Here is a 16608-nt window from a genome sequence, read left to right as displayed (position 1 = left end):
GGAGTCTACCAATATTAATAGGTCAGCTTTTTGAGTAATAATTTCTGGTCAGTAGACTTCCGTTTCTCGATCTAGGTTGATTGATAGCATTTTCTTGGATTGGTAGATTTTATTGTTTAGCGCCATAGTCCAGATTCATAATCAGAACTCATATCCATAATGTATCCATAGTCTATGTGATCAAATGCACTTGGAGGTTCATAATAGTAGTTATTGTCTTCCCATTCTAAATCATCATCTGAGTCATCATCATCCGAATCTTGATAATTAGATTTTATGTCATCATACTCAGTTTCATCTGAGTCTTGTTTATTCATTAAATAATTTCTTTTATATTCTTCTATTTCATCGTCCATATAATCTTCATGATTTTCTATTTGTTCATATTCGTCTTGCTGATAAGATTTAACCAACTTTCCCAGCTTTTGATTTTCCTCCTGTAAGCCTGAGTTTGCGATATCCTTATACCTCTGTCTTAACTTAGAATCATTGATTTCTTCAGTAAGTTGCAAAGCTCTTTGCCATTTTTTCTGCTTCAGTAATAGCTCTACAGCCTTTTCAGGATTTTTTGCATAATCGAGCCAAGTATTGATCGCATTATCTAAGTTGCCGTTCTTTTCTTGGACAGATGCTAACCGCTTACCATCATTTGCGCTTACCCACTTCCAACCCTTTTGAGTATAAATTTCTGTTAAAACCTTTTCAAGGGTTGTCCAGTTTTCGCGGTTTTCGCAGAGATCAGCAAATTTGGATAATGTACTTGAATTTCTATAAATTTCTTCTATGCGTTGCCAATTCTCAACTTCTAACAAACAACGTACTGCTTCTTTATATGAATCAATGCGACAATAATTATCCGCAGCTTTTTCAAAGTTAGGTACTTTTTTCCATTCAAGCGCAGCCTCTGACCACTTCTCTTGCTTCTCACAAGCTAAAGCAACTTTCTCCCAGTTTGATAACTTCCGCCAATGTTTCTCAGCCTCATTCCAATCTTCACGAATTTCGTACAAAAAAGCTACATCTTCAAACCTACCTAGCTGTTCAAGACAAAAAGCTTGACGTTGATATTTATCCAGTTTATCCCAGCATCTTTCTGCATCTTCCCAAAGTTTTACTTTCTCATAAGCGTTACCTGCATTTTCCCATTGTCCTAAACTAGACCAAATACGCCCAGCATTTGCAAAATCTCTTGCTTCTTCATAAATAAGTGCATCTATTCTTGTAACAAGATCTAAACGTCCCAACCTTATGTATATTTCTTTTGCCAGTTCATACTTGCCAAGCTTTTCATATTTCTCAGCAGTTTGAATTTTTTGTTCATCCGTCTCATCCGCATTAAAGAAAGAGATTAATACTTCAGGTGACTTAGATATTGAGACATGATTCCTAATTTCTGAATGTTCCCAAAACGAATTAATATTTTTTCCATCATAAAAATAAATTTTTTCTCTTGCTCTCGTAGTACAAACATAGAGTAAATTGTATTTGAACTTATTAAATTCTCTAGCATCTGATGTCCAGTTTTCAAAGTGTTCAAAAAATTTCCAAACTAACACCTCATCAAACTCTAATCCCTTCACTTCTGTAAAGAGAAAAATTCTTTCTGATTCAATACCATCTTTACTAAATTGCTTCTTGAGCTTACTCTTTTCTTGTTCATTAGCAACAATGATCGCATTGCGTGAACCAAAATCATCGTTATCTCGTAAAATATTTGACTCGGCAATGTTAACAACTAAAGGCATATCACCGCCTTTTCTATGGGCTTCTTGAGATAGTAACTCTGTATAACCATTATTAAATTTAAGAATTTTGCTTCCCAAATTAACAATGCTTTCCGCAGAACGGAAATTCAGCTTTAGTTCGTCGTGTTTAACAGGTCTGTATCTTGGTAAATCATTGTAGAAAGAGTGAATCAAGGTTTTAACTTTATTCCAACTAAATCCACTGGGATTTATTATTTGTGCTGGATCACCCGTAAGAAAGAACTCTGGAATATTTACATAATCATGTCCCAAAAGCTTCAGTAAAAGACTGATTTGATTCTTAGTTAAATCTTGAATTTCATCACAATATATAGCAGTGTACTTCCCGTCTGCACTATTACCTATTTGTTTTAGGGCTTTGTGAGTAATATCGATTTCATCCCAGTAGTTTTGGCTTGTTAGCCACCCTTGATAGATTTTAGCAATATTATACACATCCCTATGAATAGCCCAATTTGATAAACTGCTGTCGTTTTTACTTTGTGCATATTCATCTATAGAAAGTAATACATTGTCATTTTCACTAGAAGATGCAGAACCTTTGATCAAGTTTCGGATTTCTTGCCAGACAGAAACAGGGTCTACCCCTCGAAAGATATTGGAATGAGTTTTATAAAATTCTTTAATAAAACGTTGCTGATTTATCTCTGCTATTTCATTAAACTGACTTCCTTCAACATAATCCGTGCATAATTCAAGGTAATGACAGAATTTGAGGTTTTGAGGATAGTTTGGGAATACTTCTTTTGCAATACGTTCTGCTTCTTTTTGAAGAAACTTGTTATATGTTACATATAGAACTCTATTACCAATATTTTCAAAACTTTTGCTCAAAGCATGATAAATCAATATAGTGGTTTTGCCGCTTCCTGCGCTACCAGTCAGCAAAACTGGCATTTCTTTCTCTAAAAATTGCTTCTGCTCTGATGAAAGCCATAGATCGGGATTTTGATTTCTTTTAGGATCAGGAATGTGCAAATAGAAATCATCTCTCTGTGCTTCAAAGTCACTTTCATCAATTTGAAGCTTTTCATTGGAGCATATAGAATTTATGGAGTTGGTAATTTCTAGGTCATCATTTAACTCACTATCGATACAAAAATCTTGAAACTCAATAGTATTAGTGACATACTGATCACGATCCATTTGATCATGAGTTACAAAATCTAGAATTCTAAATTGTGTTCTAGAGTCAGTCTTAACAACTGTTGCTATAATTCGTAAACTTATGTTAAAGCGAATCCGAAATATACATTGATGACCGTGCATCTTTGCTATTTGACCAGCACAAACTTGTCCTGATACTATCTGATAAATTTTTCTTCTAAACCTTGTCACCGCATTAGAACTCAGCTTACTCTGTTCTTCTAACCTTTTTAAGGCTTGCTTGGTTATGCTGACATCCATATTTGCTTAGAGAAAATTTATTATTCAGATAATTTTATCAGTAATTTTAAATTCTATACAGCAAAACATTCTAGCTGCTTAACTGGGACTGAGGATGCAGCAATGTACTTAATTGGGCGACTTTGAATTTTTTTGATTTTGCCAAGCTTCTCAGCTTCTTTTAACCAACTACTGACTATCTTCTTAGGATGATTGAAGCCTTCCGCAATCTCATCTGGTGTTTGCGGAACAATAAGTGCTTTTTCAAGAGATGGTAGTACCACATAAAAGAGATTATCATATTGAGGCTGAGACAAGTTTGTTTCTATAGTCTCTAAAGACTGGATTTCACTAGAAATTTGATCAGTATCTGAATCTATAATCTCTAAAGAAATATCTAGTTTTTCTTCTTCACTCTCTACAGGTTGATTAACTTGTAGAATATTTTCTGTAGGTTGATTCAAGTATTCATCAGTTTGTGCAAACAAATCAAGATTTACCAATTCAGGCTTTTGTACAAAGTCTTGGTTGTCTGTTTGATTTGCTAATGAATAGAGAAATCTAAACACATCATTATAAGTTTGCTTTCCAATTCCCTCTAATTTACTTAAATCTCTGAATCTGTAGATTGGAGTTGCAGAGGCAATTTTTCTTTTAATGTCAGACCTAATGCCAAGTTCACCACACCAAGAAAGAGAATTAATATCATTAAGCATCTGAACCATAATCGCTTCAGTCCCCGAAGCCTCCCTTTCTGTATCTTCACAAATAAATATATCAATATCAAGCTCTTGCAAATACTTTTCCATCAGTGGAGATACTTCATTCCACTCAAGCCCACCACGACTACACCCTAATTTCGGGAATGCCGCCGAAGTGATACCACCTTTCTGGTAATTAGCAGCAAAATATTTTAAACCTTGCTCTATCCATTCGATCTTAGAAGGATACTTCCAATGATTCTTTGTCGGGAAATTAAGAATCCAAGGATTACCATATTGTTTATAAAGATAAGGTCTACCAATCTCTACTTTTTTGTCTTTACACCGTTCTACATAGTCTCTTTCCATTTCAGGAAATCTTAACTGAAACTCTAAAGCTAAGCCAGCACCCATTACACCCACACAGTTAACGGGGTTAACTATTGTTTGTGCATCAACATTAAAAACTGTAGAGTCTGTGTATTGAATCATAGTTACTATTAAAAATAGAGATCTTTTCTAACTTTCCCTAGTATGGGAGTTCCTTGTCTAGCTGTAATAATAGCTTCACGATGTCTTTGAGAATAACAGAATACAAACTGAATCTTATTTGGCTTGATTTTATCGTAAAAAAGCACCTCTGCACACTTTATGCGTCTACCATCCTCTATATTATGCCAACTTCTTGATCTAATTGAATCCCACGGCAATCTATTGAGCGCATTAGGTCTTTTGTAAAACGAGGTTTCTCTTGCCGCAGCATTTCCATCAGTAATAAGAATATTAGGCTCAAAAAGAAGATTAGGATCAAGCCCTAAAATAACTATGTCCTCCTGCATTTCTCTTCGTTTATACAACATAGGGTTTCTGGGATCGAAATATAACGGTACATAATCATGTAACGGTCTGTTATAAAATGGAACTACTAAACCCGCCCTAATATCTTGTACATCTGGATCAGAGATGTCCGATTGTATTACATTTAGTCTATGGGCTGCATTGTGAGAAAGCAACCCAAACCTAATAATTGAGGCAAGATTATTTATATGAGTCATGTGATACAGGTAATCCATACCATATTCCTGAAGATCTTCTGGTGTCATTTATCCAAGGTTAATTTGTGATATTTCTTGTCTTTGCTTACAATCTAGTTTCGTTTTCTGTCATTTTTATAGCAAACAATCGGGAAATCTAGTTGTTTATTAGCCATTTAAAACTGCGGGGGATATCATTTGCGGGGATGCTGATATCGCTTGTAGTCCTTTGGCTTTGTAATAGGAGACTGGGGCGATCGCTGTCAATCCTTGCCTCTTGGCTCTGACAAATGTGCCATTGCTGCCATATACATACTCATACATTGAGGTTGGGGCAATTTCAGGGAGGCTTTGATTTATGGCGATGATGTGCTGAATTAACGGGGGATTCTGGGCGGATGGCAATACGGGATTTGCTGTTGCTACGTGCTTTTGGATATGTTCTAATAATTTCATTGGTTGATTACCATGTTGATGGCTACCTTTACGGAACTGCCACATTGGACAAGATCGTTGATGGGATAGCGGTTGGATTTCTGTAGTTGCTTGAGTTTTTCGCGGATGTCTTCTGGATGGGTATTTGATTTGCTATCCACAAGATGATTGTTAAATGGTGCAGTCATGAACATCTGCCATGCTTTAGATAGGCGCTCTATCCCTTCTGCATAGTTGCTTAAGTTATTCTCAACTCCCATACAGATCCTGCCATCTCCATAGATGTTTGGTAATGGCACATGGTAAATGGGTGCTTCAGCATCAAAGTTTTTTTGCTTGGTTGCCCAGATGTAGCAGATATCGCCGCATAGCATAAATACTATTCCCATCATGGGAATGGTCAGAGAGATTCGTTCTCCATCACCCTGTAGGTCGGCGAAGGTAAATGTCCGTTTTGCGGGTGGCATAAACTGCACATACCAATGTCCTTGACGACAAATACCCAATCGTTTTACTCCGTCGGGTATCCAGCCTGAGTCGATACGTTCATGTTGAAAGGCCGTTCTCACTGTTTCAGGGGATAAAAACTTGTAAGTTTCTCGTTCCCTCTGCCGATATTGAAAGCAGTAATGTCCTCCTTTCAAAAACAGGAGTTTTGCTTCTGCTTCGATTAATGGATAGCCATCGGGGTTGAGGGCATCTTGGAGTGGGTCTAGGATTAGCATTGCTGTTTCCTCATGCGGCAAGATAGTGGTTGTGTATTTCGGGATGTGGCTCTTTACATTTGTTCCAGAGCTTGACCACCTTGATACAGTTGGCGGTGTCTTGATCTAGCCATTCGATAAATTCTCGATACTTTTGCCTGATCGTTTGGGCTTCTATATAGGCTTCTCTTAAGGTATCTATTACCTCTACTGTCCAATGAGCATCTACGATGTCATTCTCATAGGAGATATCTAGCCATATATTCCCTGTGGACTGAGTTAGCATATCTAACGCTATCGGTAAGAGGGTGAGTGTCCCTTTTACCTTTTTGCATTCCCTAGTTAACTTTTGGTAATTGATGTAACTAACAGCCTCTGGCAAATCTTGTTCCAGTTCTCCCTCGATGTCATCCCATGTATCCCTATCTAATCCATGAATTAGGCTCATCAAGAATTTCTCGGTCGCTCCTAGTTCTTCAAAGTTATCGTAATACCAAGAAGTACCAAGGGGTTCGACAGGTATGTAGGAGATACGCTCTGATTCTTCTAGTAGTAATGGCAATGGGAAGAATTGCTCATCCACTAAGGTCAGAAATTCTAGCTCCTTATCACTAAAGTTTTCAAAGCTAGTAACTCTGACACTAGCCTTTGATTGCTGATATTTGTCAGGATAGTAATACTGATACAGTTGCAGCATCGTTGCTCGTTGCTGGAGGGACACAATATGTTCTACAGCTCTGTCGGCAGAGCTTGCTGCTAACCACTCGAACTTAGCTTTGTCCATCTCAGAATCCTCGGATCGTCATCGGTGCGGCGATGGGGTTAGCTTTTTTCAGGCTATCCATTGTTCTTTGATTGCATAGACTCTGCTTGTGTAGTTTTTTGCTTACTTCCTCAAAGTCCTCTAACCCAATGTCACTCAGCTCGATTAAATGATGCCCCTGCGCTTCGTACTGCTCAATTTCCCACAGTATTTCAAGCAAGGGCGAGATTTCTTCTGGGGCTGTTATCAAACTGGCGATCGCTGTATCATTCATCGCACACCTTTTGTGCCTGCGAGTTTACAGACATCCACAAGGATATCTCCATTGGCTTGCACGGTTCTTTCGATTTTTGAGTTCTTGATTCCTTCAAAATATAGGCTAAGCGTTGCCCTGATTTGTTCGTCGCTACTGCCAATTTCAGGTGGTACGGGAATCGTCTGTCCTTCAATCTTGATGTTATAGTTCACTGCTGTTCCACTCATAATAGTGCCATCTGTTCTGATTTTGTCGATACTAGGGATCTTTTGGTGGTTGTGATTAGTTCTGGCTTCTCTTCTTCAACCATTGCGGTTGGTTCTTGGATTGCCAACTGACTGGTGGCATAAGCTTGAACGATCTGGGCTAGGGGCAAGGGAATTGGTTTTAGTTCGTTCAGGCTAATTGTCTGAATCAATGGCATTCCCTGTTCACGGCAAATGGAAATTATCACCATTCGCTCGGCTGAGTCTACTTCTGGCAGTATCTCAATGCATAACTTGAGTCTGTCTTTGTCTAGGTCGGTCATATTTTTTTCAACAATAAAATTATGATTTTCTACACCAGCATGGGCGCTAGCCAGTTAAATAGGACTAATAAATAAAAAAGCAAAATCCTCATAGTTGAGGATTTTGCTTTTCTAAATACGTTATTCAAGATTAGGCGGCAAATTGTCTATATCTTGGCTTCGCGTTGTGTTTGATGCCAACTGGAATCGGAATACGAGATGGGAATACGCGCAGACGTTCTTCTGGAAATACGCGAAACTTGGTGGTCTGATGTCTACCACTGTTGTTAATGGTCAAGTACACTCGCTCATCCAGAATTGCTTCGATGGTTGCGTCTGGTAATTCTGGTCTGGGATACAGTGGGAATATATCCTCATGTTCTTGCAGGAACAATTCCACAAGTTCACCAAAGAGTTGTTTGGTCTGTTCCCTGTCAAAACTAGTGATTAAGTCTGTCCCAAGCCATTGGGCGAATACTTTCTGCTCGATGCTAATCGTCTGTTTCTTGGCTTGAGCTAACCATTCTGTACCTTGATTGGTGGTTCGAGTCGATAGCAAACATTGATAGCCTTTGTGAGTGTAAATCATAGTTAATTTCTATTTTTTTAGCTGGGCAAGAGCCTCAAGCGATAGCGACTAAAAAAAAGCAGAGAGCAATATTGCTCTCTGCTTTTTCAACTAGAAGTCATCATAGAAAGGGGTTGATTCTTGATACTCTTCGTCTTCGGCAGACTTCTTCACAACATCAATGAAGTTTAGAGATTGGGCATGAATCACAGTCCGCGCATGATGCTTTCTATCTTTCTTAGATTTATACTCTTCAGGTTCAGCCAGAACTCCCGTAACTTCGACAAAGCGTCCAGAATCTGCTCGCTCTTCAGCATATTCCGCAGTTCCATTCCAGCAGACTACTTTGACCCAGAGAGGTTCTTGGTTGATCCAATTACCATCTTTGTCGCGGCGAGGTTTGGGTTGCACGGCGAGGCTGAAGTCTAGTACGTCTTTGCCACTAGTTTTGGTTTGACGCACTGCCGATACATTACCGACATAACCAGAGAGGACTACGAGATTAGTAGAATTACACATGAGTTTTTTCCTTCTATTTAGGAATCAGGTCACGGACTTCTACGCGATAGCGTATCTTCAAAAAAATCAATAACTCTCCAATCCATTTTGACTGGTGAGTTATTGATTTTGCGATTTCTAGAATTCCAGTTGGTTGGCGATGTCTTTGGCGATCGCGGCATATTGTCCTGGATATCGAGATGTCGAGATGTCGATCAGATTCTGGGCTAGTTCGGCAGTGTATCCTTTTAGCCCTAACCATTCCCGCATCAGTGCTTCACACACAGCTTTGATTTGCTCGGCGGTCATATTCTCACTGTTGAATTTGGGTTTTGTACCACTTTCATCGGCTCCGTACAGCTCAATGCTAGTCTCAATCACTTTGCTGATCTGTTGCTGGGTAATTGCCAATAATGCTTTGAAGGCGGCTTTAGCGGGGTTATCGGGTTTGTTGGGATTGGGTTGAGGATTGGCAATTGGCTTAGTCTCAACGGCTGTTGCTACATGACCATTGGTACTAGCAATTTGAGATACATGACCATTGCTGCTGGCAACGGCGGCTAGCTCAGGCTGTACCTGTGATTTCTGTACCTGTGGTTGCTGGGCAACTGGATTTACAGGGACATTGATCGCTGGCATAAAAGCATTTCTATTGACTGGAGTGTCATCACTAAGCCATGTCTGAATCAGTTCGGCAAATTTTTTTCCTGGTTTTGGGAAAATGCCGTTACTAATTTCGGGACATCTGCTCTTGGAGATTGTCAGTGTATTCTGGTCATCTAGTAAGCCACAGATGTCCAGTTCATATTCGCTGCCTTCCTTTTGAATTGGTGCTGTGCCAATCTTGCGGACACTGGTGATTTTCTGCTTGCCACCAACTTCAGCAGTGTTAAAGTCATACTCGATCTTCGATCTCATTGTGGCAATGATGTGGCAACTCGAACTGATGATTTTGTCCCATAGTTGGCGTTCGATCGGGCGGATTCTTGCCCAGTTCCTCACGTCACTGCCTACTGCGTCTAGTTCGGCGTACCATGCATGGGATAGGGAGTCGATGATTAGGTAATCAAATCCTGATTCTTCGGCGCTTTCAATGGCGTTGTAATACTGGCTGGGACCAAATTTGGTTAGTTCTAGTGATTTGAAGTCAAACAGGTTGGCATATTTACGGCTAGAACCATATTCGGTGTCGATCAGTCCAATTTTCTTGCCCAATATTGATGCTAGTTGTAGGGCGGTGTAGGTTTTGCCACAGCCTGGTGGCCCGTACAGCGCCATGCGGAGTTTGATGTTTTCTTTGGTTGCTTGCTGAAATGAGTAGGTCATAGATATTTCTCCTTTTGAGTAAGTGGGTTTGGTAAATACTTGGAATTTTTCCTTGCGAGCCTCGCTAGAGGAAAAGCCAGAATAAGCGGCGCATCGCGCCGCTTATTCTGGCTTCAGAATTTTTTAGATACCGTACAGACACTCGGATACTGCACTGTCGTCTGTGAGATCTTCTATCTCCACATAGCGATCGCATAGTTTGTTGATCGTGCTTTCGTAGTTGCTCAAGTTGCCACAGGTAATCAAGATGCCATAGCAGCTAAATTCATACTTTTTTCTGTCTGCTTGCCATTGCTCCATGAATCTAGATGATGGGTTATCTAGTCCGTCGGTGATTAATACCACGTCGGCTTTCTTGGTTTGTTCGTGTTGTTGGATCGATGCTAAGGCTCCCGTCAGAGCGGCGGTAAAACAAGTACTGCTGCCGTTGTAGAACTTTTCGATGCAGTCAATCACACGATTAGTGTCGGGAGTTTCACCTGCAAAGTCGTCGATTCGCTCTACCTTGCCTGTAAAGTGCAAGATGCGGCAATGGCGCTTTTGACTTACGGCGATACTCAATAGCGCTAGAGCGATCGCTTTGCTCCAGATTTCTTCTTTCCCTGCCATTGATCCACTTGAATCTAGACAAATAATAATTGGACCTTTTGCTAGTGGTTCTCGGCTGATTAGTTCTCGTTGTAATAGCGATCGCTCAATATAGCCTTTGGCGAATATCGGGAATAGTGCGGGTTCGGTAAGCTTGACTAGCTCGCAAGGCAGTAGTCGGGTTAGGTCGTTGCCTGTGGTTACGCCGATGATTTCGGTTCGTCCTTCTTTGACTTTGCTGCGTTGCATCTTGGCAGCGATCTCGATTTTCTTGCCTGCGAGTTCAGCGATCACTTGCAGTTTTGGCGATGCTTGAAGGCGCTGGGCGAGATGGATTTTATCGGCGATTTTGAGTTGGGTTTCGTTGCTGTAATTGCTGCTGCCGCTATAGGCTGATAGACTTTCGGCGATCGCTTGCATTTCTGCTTCGGCTTTGGCTATGCCAATTAGCAGTGCGGTTTCGATTTCGGCATTGCTAATGGAGTCAGCATAAGCTTCACTTGCTAGTCGCGCTTCTAGTCCTTTTTGTTTTAACTGTTGAATCTTTTGCATCAGCCCAGCATTGGGTGTTTGTCCTTGCAATGCTTCAAAAATACCCCGAAGCTGATTTCTGATTACTTCTGGGTCTTCTAGTGGTTCGGTTGGTTCGGGCAGCATTTCGACAATCGCGATACATAGGGCGGTTGTGCCAATACCTGCAAGAAATTCATCTCCATTCAGGCGGTTGCTAAATTGCTGAAATACTTCTAGTTCGCTCATCTGTTGATGGATGGCGATCCAGATTTTGTTTTCTGGTTTGATGGCGCTGTCTTCGAGTCGGTTGGGCTGGCGATCGTACAGGCGATGATAGGTTTCGCTGACAAAGGTTTCAAAGTTGTAGATTTTGCGATCGCCTTCTTCAATCACTTCGCTCAGTCTGGATGATTTTTCTTTGAAGTCATCTACACATAACTCTGTCCATTTCGGGATCACATACACTAAGGGTTCTTGCATTTTGATTCTCTATTAAGTTGAGAAAGATGAGAGAGCAGGTAATCTGCTCTCTTTTGGTTGTTTCTATGCGCCGTACATGATTTCACTAACTTTCGCCAGTAATGGTTTCTTCTTGGTTTCAATTTCAGCGATCGCTTGTTGTGCTTTCTTTGCCCTGTTCGGATGTTGGGCAATCAGGCTTTGCAGTCTGTCAATCATGTTTCGCATATCGGACAATACGCCAGAGCCTTCCGTTGCCCAATCGTCTTGCTGTTTCTTTGTGCCATGGGTGGGACAGTTGCCCAAGTCTGATAGCTTTTCGGTGATGGCGGCAAGGATTTCTTGGGCTTGGATATTCACGGGATTACCCACTTTGGCGACGATTTTTCTGATCAGTGCTTGCTCTCTGGGATGATTCCAGATCACATGGTTGAGAATTTCAAAGCTGTCTTCGCTGACTTCGGGTTCTTCTTGCAAATAAGCATAGGCTTTAAGAATGGTGACAATCTGCACGTATTTTCTGGTACTGACGATGAAGTTTTCTTTCTTCAGTTCCCGTTGCAGGTCGATTAGAGAGTCGATGACTGGCGCATGAAATGGTACGTTTTTCACAGCAGTTTGGATTTGCTCTAGTTCGGCTAGGTTCAGCATGGTGGTGATCTGCGGTGCGGCGATGTTGCCTGTTTTGCGGAGTAGTAATGTTCGCAGGTCTTCATCTCCTAGATAATCCACTATATAGCGCAGGCTCAGCCGATCCCAGAACGCTCCGTCTTCTTCGCCATCTAGGAGTTCGTTGGAACAGCCAATCATGGTGATTAATGGTGATTGCAGTTTGATTTTACCGTTGAGGAATTCCCGTTCGTTCATCAGTCCTAATGCGGAGTTGCGGACAATGCTATTTGCCTTGCCAATTTCATCCATGAGGGCAAGGTGCGCTTCGGGTAACATCGCTTCAGTGTCGCGCACGAATTTTCCTTTTTGCAGTTCGGCGAGGTCGGGCGCTCCTAGTACTTCTTCGGCGACGGTGGTTTTGGTCATCAGGTAATGAAAGAAGGTGGTTCCTGTTATAGAATCTGAGACTGCCTTCGCGAGTTCGGTTTTGCCTGTACCGGGTTTGCCTCCTAAGAAAATATGCATTTTGGCAAGTAGTCCCACCATGATTAGGTCGATCGCTTCGCTGCGGTCTAGGTACACGCTTTTCAATTCTTCTCGCAGTTGTTGCAATTTCGCTAAGGCTGATTTTGGGGTTACGGTCAAGGCGGTGATATGTCCATTGGTCTGCGCGATTTCGGTTGCAATCATTGTTGAGTTCCTCTTAATCTTTGATTTTGAATGGGGAGTAGCGCGTTAGCTACTCCCTAGATACTTCGCTAGAAGCCGAGATCGAATAGGTTGTCTGAGTTCTCGTCTGTTGTTTCTATTAGTTCGCAGATGGTTTCTTCTGGTGCAGAGATGATGTGTTCTGTTTGGTGAGGTTGCTCTTCTGGTATTTCGGTTGCGCTAGTGGTAGCGATTTCGTCCAGTACGTTTAGGCAACGTTGGCGCAGTTTGGCAAGTTTGTCGGTCAGTGCATCGGAGCGAAATTGCAATAGCTCGGATAGCATTTTCGTCTTGTCTTCGACTTCCCGATATACCTTAAGTTGGTTTTTCAAGGTGCTGCCTTTTGTCTCTGATACTTTCTGAGGGTCTAGCAATTCGTCTAGGTAACTGGACATCGATTGCACTTCTTTCTCTAAGGATTGCCTTGCGATGATGTCCATGTCGCCGATGCCTGCGATCGGCATCCATCGGATGTTGTTTTCGCGGTGAATCAGGGGCAGTAGTTCTCGGAAGGCGGTTAGTTCTAGGCGATAGCTTCTTGCCACAAAGTATGTGCCACCTCGTTCTCGAAATGGTACTCCAGCTTTCTTCACAAATTCGGTCAGCATGGCGCGGATTTCTTTGCTGGTGATTTCTTGGCTCCATGCGTACCATTTGTCGAAGGTGGTTCTGGCTATGTCAATCAGCGATTCATTTTCATAGCTCCAGTCTTCTTGGTTCCAATTGGTTGTCTCGTTGCTCTTATCAAAGCTATAGGAGGCGAGTTGGTTATAGCGCAGCTTTTTGTCTTTCTCGTTCTTGTTCTCTAGGACAAATCCATAGACCAGTACTCCGTTATTGGAGATTTGACGGATGAGGAGGTTTTGATTGCTCAGTTGGGTTTGAGTTTTGGTGCGGGCATTTTTGAATGCGCTCAGTTTGTTAGGACTCTCGGGCAAATAGCCGAAGTCTAGGTTGACTTGCTCGGCGGCTCGTTTTAAGGTGGCTTCGCTGAGTCGGGTTTCGGCATTGATTGACCATGCGATTAGGTCGCCTAAGTATTCGGCTCCTTTGTCGATCAATGCTTGCTGGGTAGCGATCATCGCTGCTGTGTTCATAGCTTTTATCCTCTAATTTAGGTATAGATGAGTGATCGCCTATTGCAGTCTGCTAGGCGATTGTTTGGTAGTAATGAATTCGGTAGCGGTTGTCTTCGGGCTTGGGTCTATTGGCTTCACGTTTGTTGCTATTTCGCGGTCGCGTAATAGTATCTGCAAATGGTTTTTCGCTATTTGTAGATCGGTAAAAGTCTTCTTTTTTCTGATATTCTTGTCGAGTTTGAATTGTAGAAAAGCGATTAGCTTTTTTGTCTTTTGGATTTCTGGTTCAATCTTTGCAAGATTAAAAGATTCATCGAACTGGAAACTATTTGTTGTCATATTTTGGGATCTCGCAAATAGCAGTTAGCTTTTGGCTAATCGCTAACTGCTATTTGCCTCTACGCACTAATCCTCTTCTGCTTCTTTCGCCAATATTTGCGCTGGCGACGGGTTTGGATATGGACGATTTTGGGATGCTTTTCTACTACGTGATGCTGTTCTGGATGGATGGCGATCGCCAGTAGCAATAGTCCACACAATACACTTTTGTATCTTTTGGTGGTCATATTTGACTCCATAACAAATTAGCCTCTCGATCTGCATCGGGAGGCTTTTGGATTTTGAATATTGGGGTTGGGGTTAGTCTGGTCGATCTACTGCGAATTCGGCTTGAAGTCTAGATTTATTGGCTTCATAGGCTTGTTTCGCAGTCAGGAATGGATGGGCGATAACATAGGAGCTAAAGCCACCATCGGTGCGGATAAAGCAGACTACAACTTGGTTCTCTGGTTTGTAGTCCCTGATTTGCCTCTTCTCATCCTTTTGAAATGGATTTGGCTGTCCTGATTCAGTGGTGATTCGCTCTGCTGTGGATTGGCTCAGATAGCAGCCATAGCTTTCGGAGTTTAACCATTTTTGATAGGGGCTAAGCCCGATTTGTGATTCTTTGGATTTGCTGACATCGATGATGATTGCGCCTCTGCCTTCGCTTTCGTAGCCGTGCCATGCGACGGCTAGCAGTAGCTCAAGATTCACTCGAATGAATTCCACATGGCTTTGCCGCGATTCGCTGCCACTGGGTAAGTCAGACGCATTATATTTCAACGCCATTATTTTGTTTGCTCCGTATATTCGTCACGAAATTCCTGCTAAGGACTTTTGACAGACTTTTGTGATAGAGAATTAGCTTACCCATACTCTTGTAGTAGAATGGGCAAGCTTGGTTCAACTGTACTGGTTTATGTCTTTGAATTTCGTTCAGTGCAGTCTTGTAATTTTCCACTTGCTAACATTCGCTGAATTGTTCCAGCTTCTGGCGGCAAAAAAGACACTGCATCTCGATTGCATTCGAGGATTTTGCAACCATAATAGTCTTCGAGCCTAGATGCTATCTTTCTTATTGATAGCTTGAAACTCACTATTACATAATACTTACTATTTTTGTACAGTGACATTTGGCAATTTTCTTTGTTCATTTTTACATCTCAAATCGTCACAGCCTTCTAGCAATAGCGCTTTCCCTATATATTTCTATCTTTAATATTGCCAAAAAATAAGCCACTACTAGGCAAGAGAAAAAATGAGTGTTTTTTCGTAAGAGCATACATTTCAAATAATAGACCTGTCGGGTAATAAGCTCAAAAAGCCTCAAAATTCAATCCAGAGAGGGTTTCAAGGATTTTAAGTCGAAATCCTTGAAACCTCTCTGGATAAAGGTTATAACGATTTAAATTGCTATTACCCGACAGGTCTAATTAAGTTTCCCAAAAGGGAAAATCTCCGTAGAAGAAAGACTTTCTCTTTTAGAATAGGAATCTTAGAATAATGTTAGCTGTTCTCTTTGCTGATCCACATTCTTTTGTGGAATTGTAAGTTTTTCACCTCCTCCAACTAATCTAAAGTTAGCCAAGATATTGGCTTCGTTCAATTCTGAGAGTGTCCCAATTCTATCGCTACTCACAGGCAGATCAAGATCGCCCACAAGCTGCGCGATTTGCTCAAGCCAGTTCTCAGTTTCATCGGCTACCCAATCCTCAAAATGTCTTTGCCTCAATGCTTCAATGATCGCTGTTGATGGTGGCTCTAAGGGCGCAGCACTAGAGTCTCTTTCCCAGAAGATTTCTCTTGATTCATCTAACTCCTCTCGCTCTGCACATTCGGACTCACTATCATCGACAGGAGCTTCATGGGCGATCGCATCAAACATCTCTTTCAGGAATCCTAACCGATTTGATTTCTGCTCATATTCCTGTGCTTGATCAAAGGGTTGACTGACTCGATTTTCCAGAATTGGCAGTTCTTGTCTGTCTCGTTCTAGATTTTCTTGGGCTGTGGCTAGCTTGGCAGCGATCGCATTTCTCACCACATGCAACAGTGAACTATAGGGTTGTTGGCATTCTGCGTTAAATTCATAGCCTGAATTGATGCTCATGCCAATATACCCATTCACCTCTGAGCCAAATCTGCTCAGAAATACGTTCAGTCCTGCAAATTGTCCGATTTGGATTTGGGTCAATCGATAGCTTTCTTTGAGCCTTTGCACTTGTTCGGTAATGTGATGATCGATTAAGACGGCTTTATCTAGCATCACTCCGCGATCGCTGATGAATTGTTTCAGATTTGCTGTGGCAACTGTGGCTAGGTCTGCTTGAATGCGCTGGATGCTGGCGGGATGGGTGGTATTTACCATGTCAGCTAGATACTG

Annotated in this window: 18 protein-coding genes; all 18 read right to left on the bottom strand. The window is 41.6% G+C overall.

Annotated elements, in window-relative coordinates; genetic code table 11:
- Positions 1-116 precede the first annotated feature (116 nt).
- Positions 117-3173 carry a UvrD-helicase domain-containing protein gene (locus tag H6F42_RS21285; RefSeq protein ID WP_190401385.1) on the bottom strand — a complete coding sequence of 1019 codons (3057 nt, stop codon included), beginning with the start codon at positions 3171-3173 and terminating at the stop codon, positions 117-119.
- Between the two features lie 53 nt (positions 3174-3226).
- Positions 3227-4345 carry a macro domain-containing protein gene (locus tag H6F42_RS21280; RefSeq protein WP_190401384.1) on the bottom strand — a complete coding sequence of 373 codons (1119 nt, stop codon included), beginning with the start codon at positions 4343-4345 and terminating at the stop codon, positions 3227-3229.
- An 8-nt stretch (positions 4346-4353) separates the two neighbouring features.
- Positions 4354-4956 (bottom strand): DUF4433 domain-containing protein, encoded by a 603-nt coding sequence (locus H6F42_RS21275; protein WP_190401383.1) that lies wholly within the window; start codon positions 4954-4956, stop codon positions 4354-4356.
- A 99-nt stretch (positions 4957-5055) separates the two neighbouring features.
- The gene (locus H6F42_RS21270) at positions 5056-5343 is read right to left on the bottom strand and encodes a hypothetical protein (RefSeq protein ID WP_190401382.1); all 288 of its coding nucleotides are present in this window, start codon (positions 5341-5343) and stop codon (positions 5056-5058) included.
- Positions 5340-6047: a hypothetical protein gene (locus H6F42_RS21265; protein WP_190401381.1), complete on the bottom strand. Its 708-nt coding sequence runs from the start codon at positions 6045-6047 to the stop codon at positions 5340-5342. The genes H6F42_RS21270 and H6F42_RS21265 overlap by 4 nt, the downstream gene beginning before the upstream one ends.
- A gap of 10 nt (positions 6048-6057) precedes the next feature.
- Complete coding sequence (locus H6F42_RS21260) at positions 6058-6810, bottom strand: hypothetical protein (RefSeq protein ID WP_190401380.1); 753 nt, start codon at positions 6808-6810, stop codon at positions 6058-6060.
- Between the two features lies 1 nt (position 6811).
- On the bottom strand, positions 6812-7063 hold the full coding sequence (locus H6F42_RS21255; RefSeq protein ID WP_190401379.1) for a hypothetical protein: 252 nt from the start codon (positions 7061-7063) through the stop codon (positions 6812-6814).
- Entirely contained in the window at positions 7060-7272 is a 213-nt protein-coding gene (locus H6F42_RS21250; protein WP_175358679.1) for a hypothetical protein, read from the bottom strand. The genes H6F42_RS21255 and H6F42_RS21250 overlap by 4 nt, the downstream gene beginning before the upstream one ends.
- The gene (locus H6F42_RS21245) at positions 7269-7574 is read right to left on the bottom strand and encodes a hypothetical protein (RefSeq protein WP_190401378.1); all 306 of its coding nucleotides are present in this window, start codon (positions 7572-7574) and stop codon (positions 7269-7271) included. The genes H6F42_RS21250 and H6F42_RS21245 overlap by 4 nt, the downstream gene beginning before the upstream one ends.
- Before the next feature lie 130 nt (positions 7575-7704).
- Positions 7705-8142 carry a hypothetical protein gene (locus H6F42_RS21240; RefSeq protein ID WP_190401377.1) on the bottom strand — a complete coding sequence of 146 codons (438 nt, stop codon included), beginning with the start codon at positions 8140-8142 and terminating at the stop codon, positions 7705-7707.
- A gap of 90 nt (positions 8143-8232) precedes the next feature.
- Positions 8233-8640: a single-stranded DNA-binding protein gene (locus H6F42_RS21235; protein WP_190401376.1), complete on the bottom strand. Its 408-nt coding sequence runs from the start codon at positions 8638-8640 to the stop codon at positions 8233-8235.
- A gap of 117 nt (positions 8641-8757) precedes the next feature.
- Entirely contained in the window at positions 8758-9945 is a 1188-nt protein-coding gene (locus H6F42_RS21230; protein WP_190401375.1) for an AAA family ATPase, read from the bottom strand.
- Between the two features lie 123 nt (positions 9946-10068).
- On the bottom strand, positions 10069-11526 hold the full coding sequence (locus H6F42_RS21225; protein ID WP_190401374.1) for a VWA domain-containing protein: 1458 nt from the start codon (positions 11524-11526) through the stop codon (positions 10069-10071).
- 63 nt (positions 11527-11589) lie between these two features.
- On the bottom strand, positions 11590-12807 hold the full coding sequence (locus H6F42_RS21220) for an AAA family ATPase (protein WP_190401373.1): 1218 nt from the start codon (positions 12805-12807) through the stop codon (positions 11590-11592).
- A gap of 68 nt (positions 12808-12875) precedes the next feature.
- Entirely contained in the window at positions 12876-13922 is a 1047-nt protein-coding gene (locus tag H6F42_RS21215; RefSeq protein ID WP_190401372.1) for a DUF6744 family protein, read from the bottom strand.
- A gap of 380 nt (positions 13923-14302) precedes the next feature.
- A complete protein-coding gene (locus H6F42_RS21210; RefSeq protein WP_190401371.1) occupies positions 14303-14470 on the bottom strand; it encodes a hypothetical protein in 168 nt (55 codons plus the stop codon).
- Between the two features lie 73 nt (positions 14471-14543).
- The gene (locus H6F42_RS21205; protein WP_190401370.1) at positions 14544-15014 is read right to left on the bottom strand and encodes a hypothetical protein; all 471 of its coding nucleotides are present in this window, start codon (positions 15012-15014) and stop codon (positions 14544-14546) included.
- A gap of 706 nt (positions 15015-15720) precedes the next feature.
- A partial coding sequence (locus H6F42_RS21200; RefSeq protein ID WP_206755011.1) for a hypothetical protein occupies positions 15721-16608 on the bottom strand: 888 nt, incomplete at its 5' end.

Origin of the sequence: Pseudanabaena sp. FACHB-1998 (assembly GCF_014696355.1) — a bacterium.
In the GTDB taxonomy this organism is placed as follows: domain Bacteria; phylum Cyanobacteriota; class Cyanobacteriia; order Pseudanabaenales; family Pseudanabaenaceae; genus Pseudanabaena.
Note: the sequence above shows the minus strand (reverse complement) of the source record. Positions and strands in the feature narration are given on the sequence as shown.

Coding starts and splice junctions, on each gene's coding strand:
- H6F42_RS21250 (WP_175358679.1), bottom strand. CDS start 7,272: ATGAGTGGAACAGCAGTGAACTATAACATCAAGATTGAAGGACAGACG.
- H6F42_RS21210 (WP_190401371.1), bottom strand. CDS start 14,470: ATGACCACCAAAAGATACAAAAGTGTATTGTGTGGACTATTGCTACTG.
- H6F42_RS21255 (WP_190401379.1), bottom strand. CDS start 7,063: ATGAATGATACAGCGATCGCCAGTTTGATAACAGCCCCAGAAGAAATC.
- H6F42_RS21270 (WP_190401382.1), bottom strand. CDS start 5,343: ATGAAATTATTAGAACATATCCAAAAGCACGTAGCAACAGCAAATCCC.
- H6F42_RS21215 (WP_190401372.1), bottom strand. CDS start 13,922: ATGAACACAGCAGCGATGATCGCTACCCAGCAAGCATTGATCGACAAA.
- H6F42_RS21230 (WP_190401375.1), bottom strand. CDS start 9,945: ATGACCTACTCATTTCAGCAAGCAACCAAAGAAAACATCAAACTCCGC.
- H6F42_RS21275 (WP_190401383.1), bottom strand. CDS start 4,956: ATGACACCAGAAGATCTTCAGGAATATGGTATGGATTACCTGTATCAC.
- H6F42_RS21245 (WP_190401378.1), bottom strand. CDS start 7,574: ATGACCGACCTAGACAAAGACAGACTCAAGTTATGCATTGAGATACTG.
- H6F42_RS21260 (WP_190401380.1), bottom strand. CDS start 6,810: ATGGACAAAGCTAAGTTCGAGTGGTTAGCAGCAAGCTCTGCCGACAGA.
- H6F42_RS21225 (WP_190401374.1), bottom strand. CDS start 11,526: ATGCAAGAACCCTTAGTGTATGTGATCCCGAAATGGACAGAGTTATGT.
- H6F42_RS21235 (WP_190401376.1), bottom strand. CDS start 8,640: ATGTGTAATTCTACTAATCTCGTAGTCCTCTCTGGTTATGTCGGTAAT.
- H6F42_RS21220 (WP_190401373.1), bottom strand. CDS start 12,807: ATGATTGCAACCGAAATCGCGCAGACCAATGGACATATCACCGCCTTG.
- H6F42_RS21205 (WP_190401370.1), bottom strand. CDS start 15,014: ATGGCGTTGAAATATAATGCGTCTGACTTACCCAGTGGCAGCGAATCG.
- H6F42_RS21265 (WP_190401381.1), bottom strand. CDS start 6,047: ATGCTAATCCTAGACCCACTCCAAGATGCCCTCAACCCCGATGGCTAT.
- H6F42_RS21285 (WP_190401385.1), bottom strand. CDS start 3,173: ATGGATGTCAGCATAACCAAGCAAGCCTTAAAAAGGTTAGAAGAACAG.
- H6F42_RS21280 (WP_190401384.1), bottom strand. CDS start 4,345: ATGATTCAATACACAGACTCTACAGTTTTTAATGTTGATGCACAAACA.
- H6F42_RS21240 (WP_190401377.1), bottom strand. CDS start 8,142: ATGATTTACACTCACAAAGGCTATCAATGTTTGCTATCGACTCGAACC.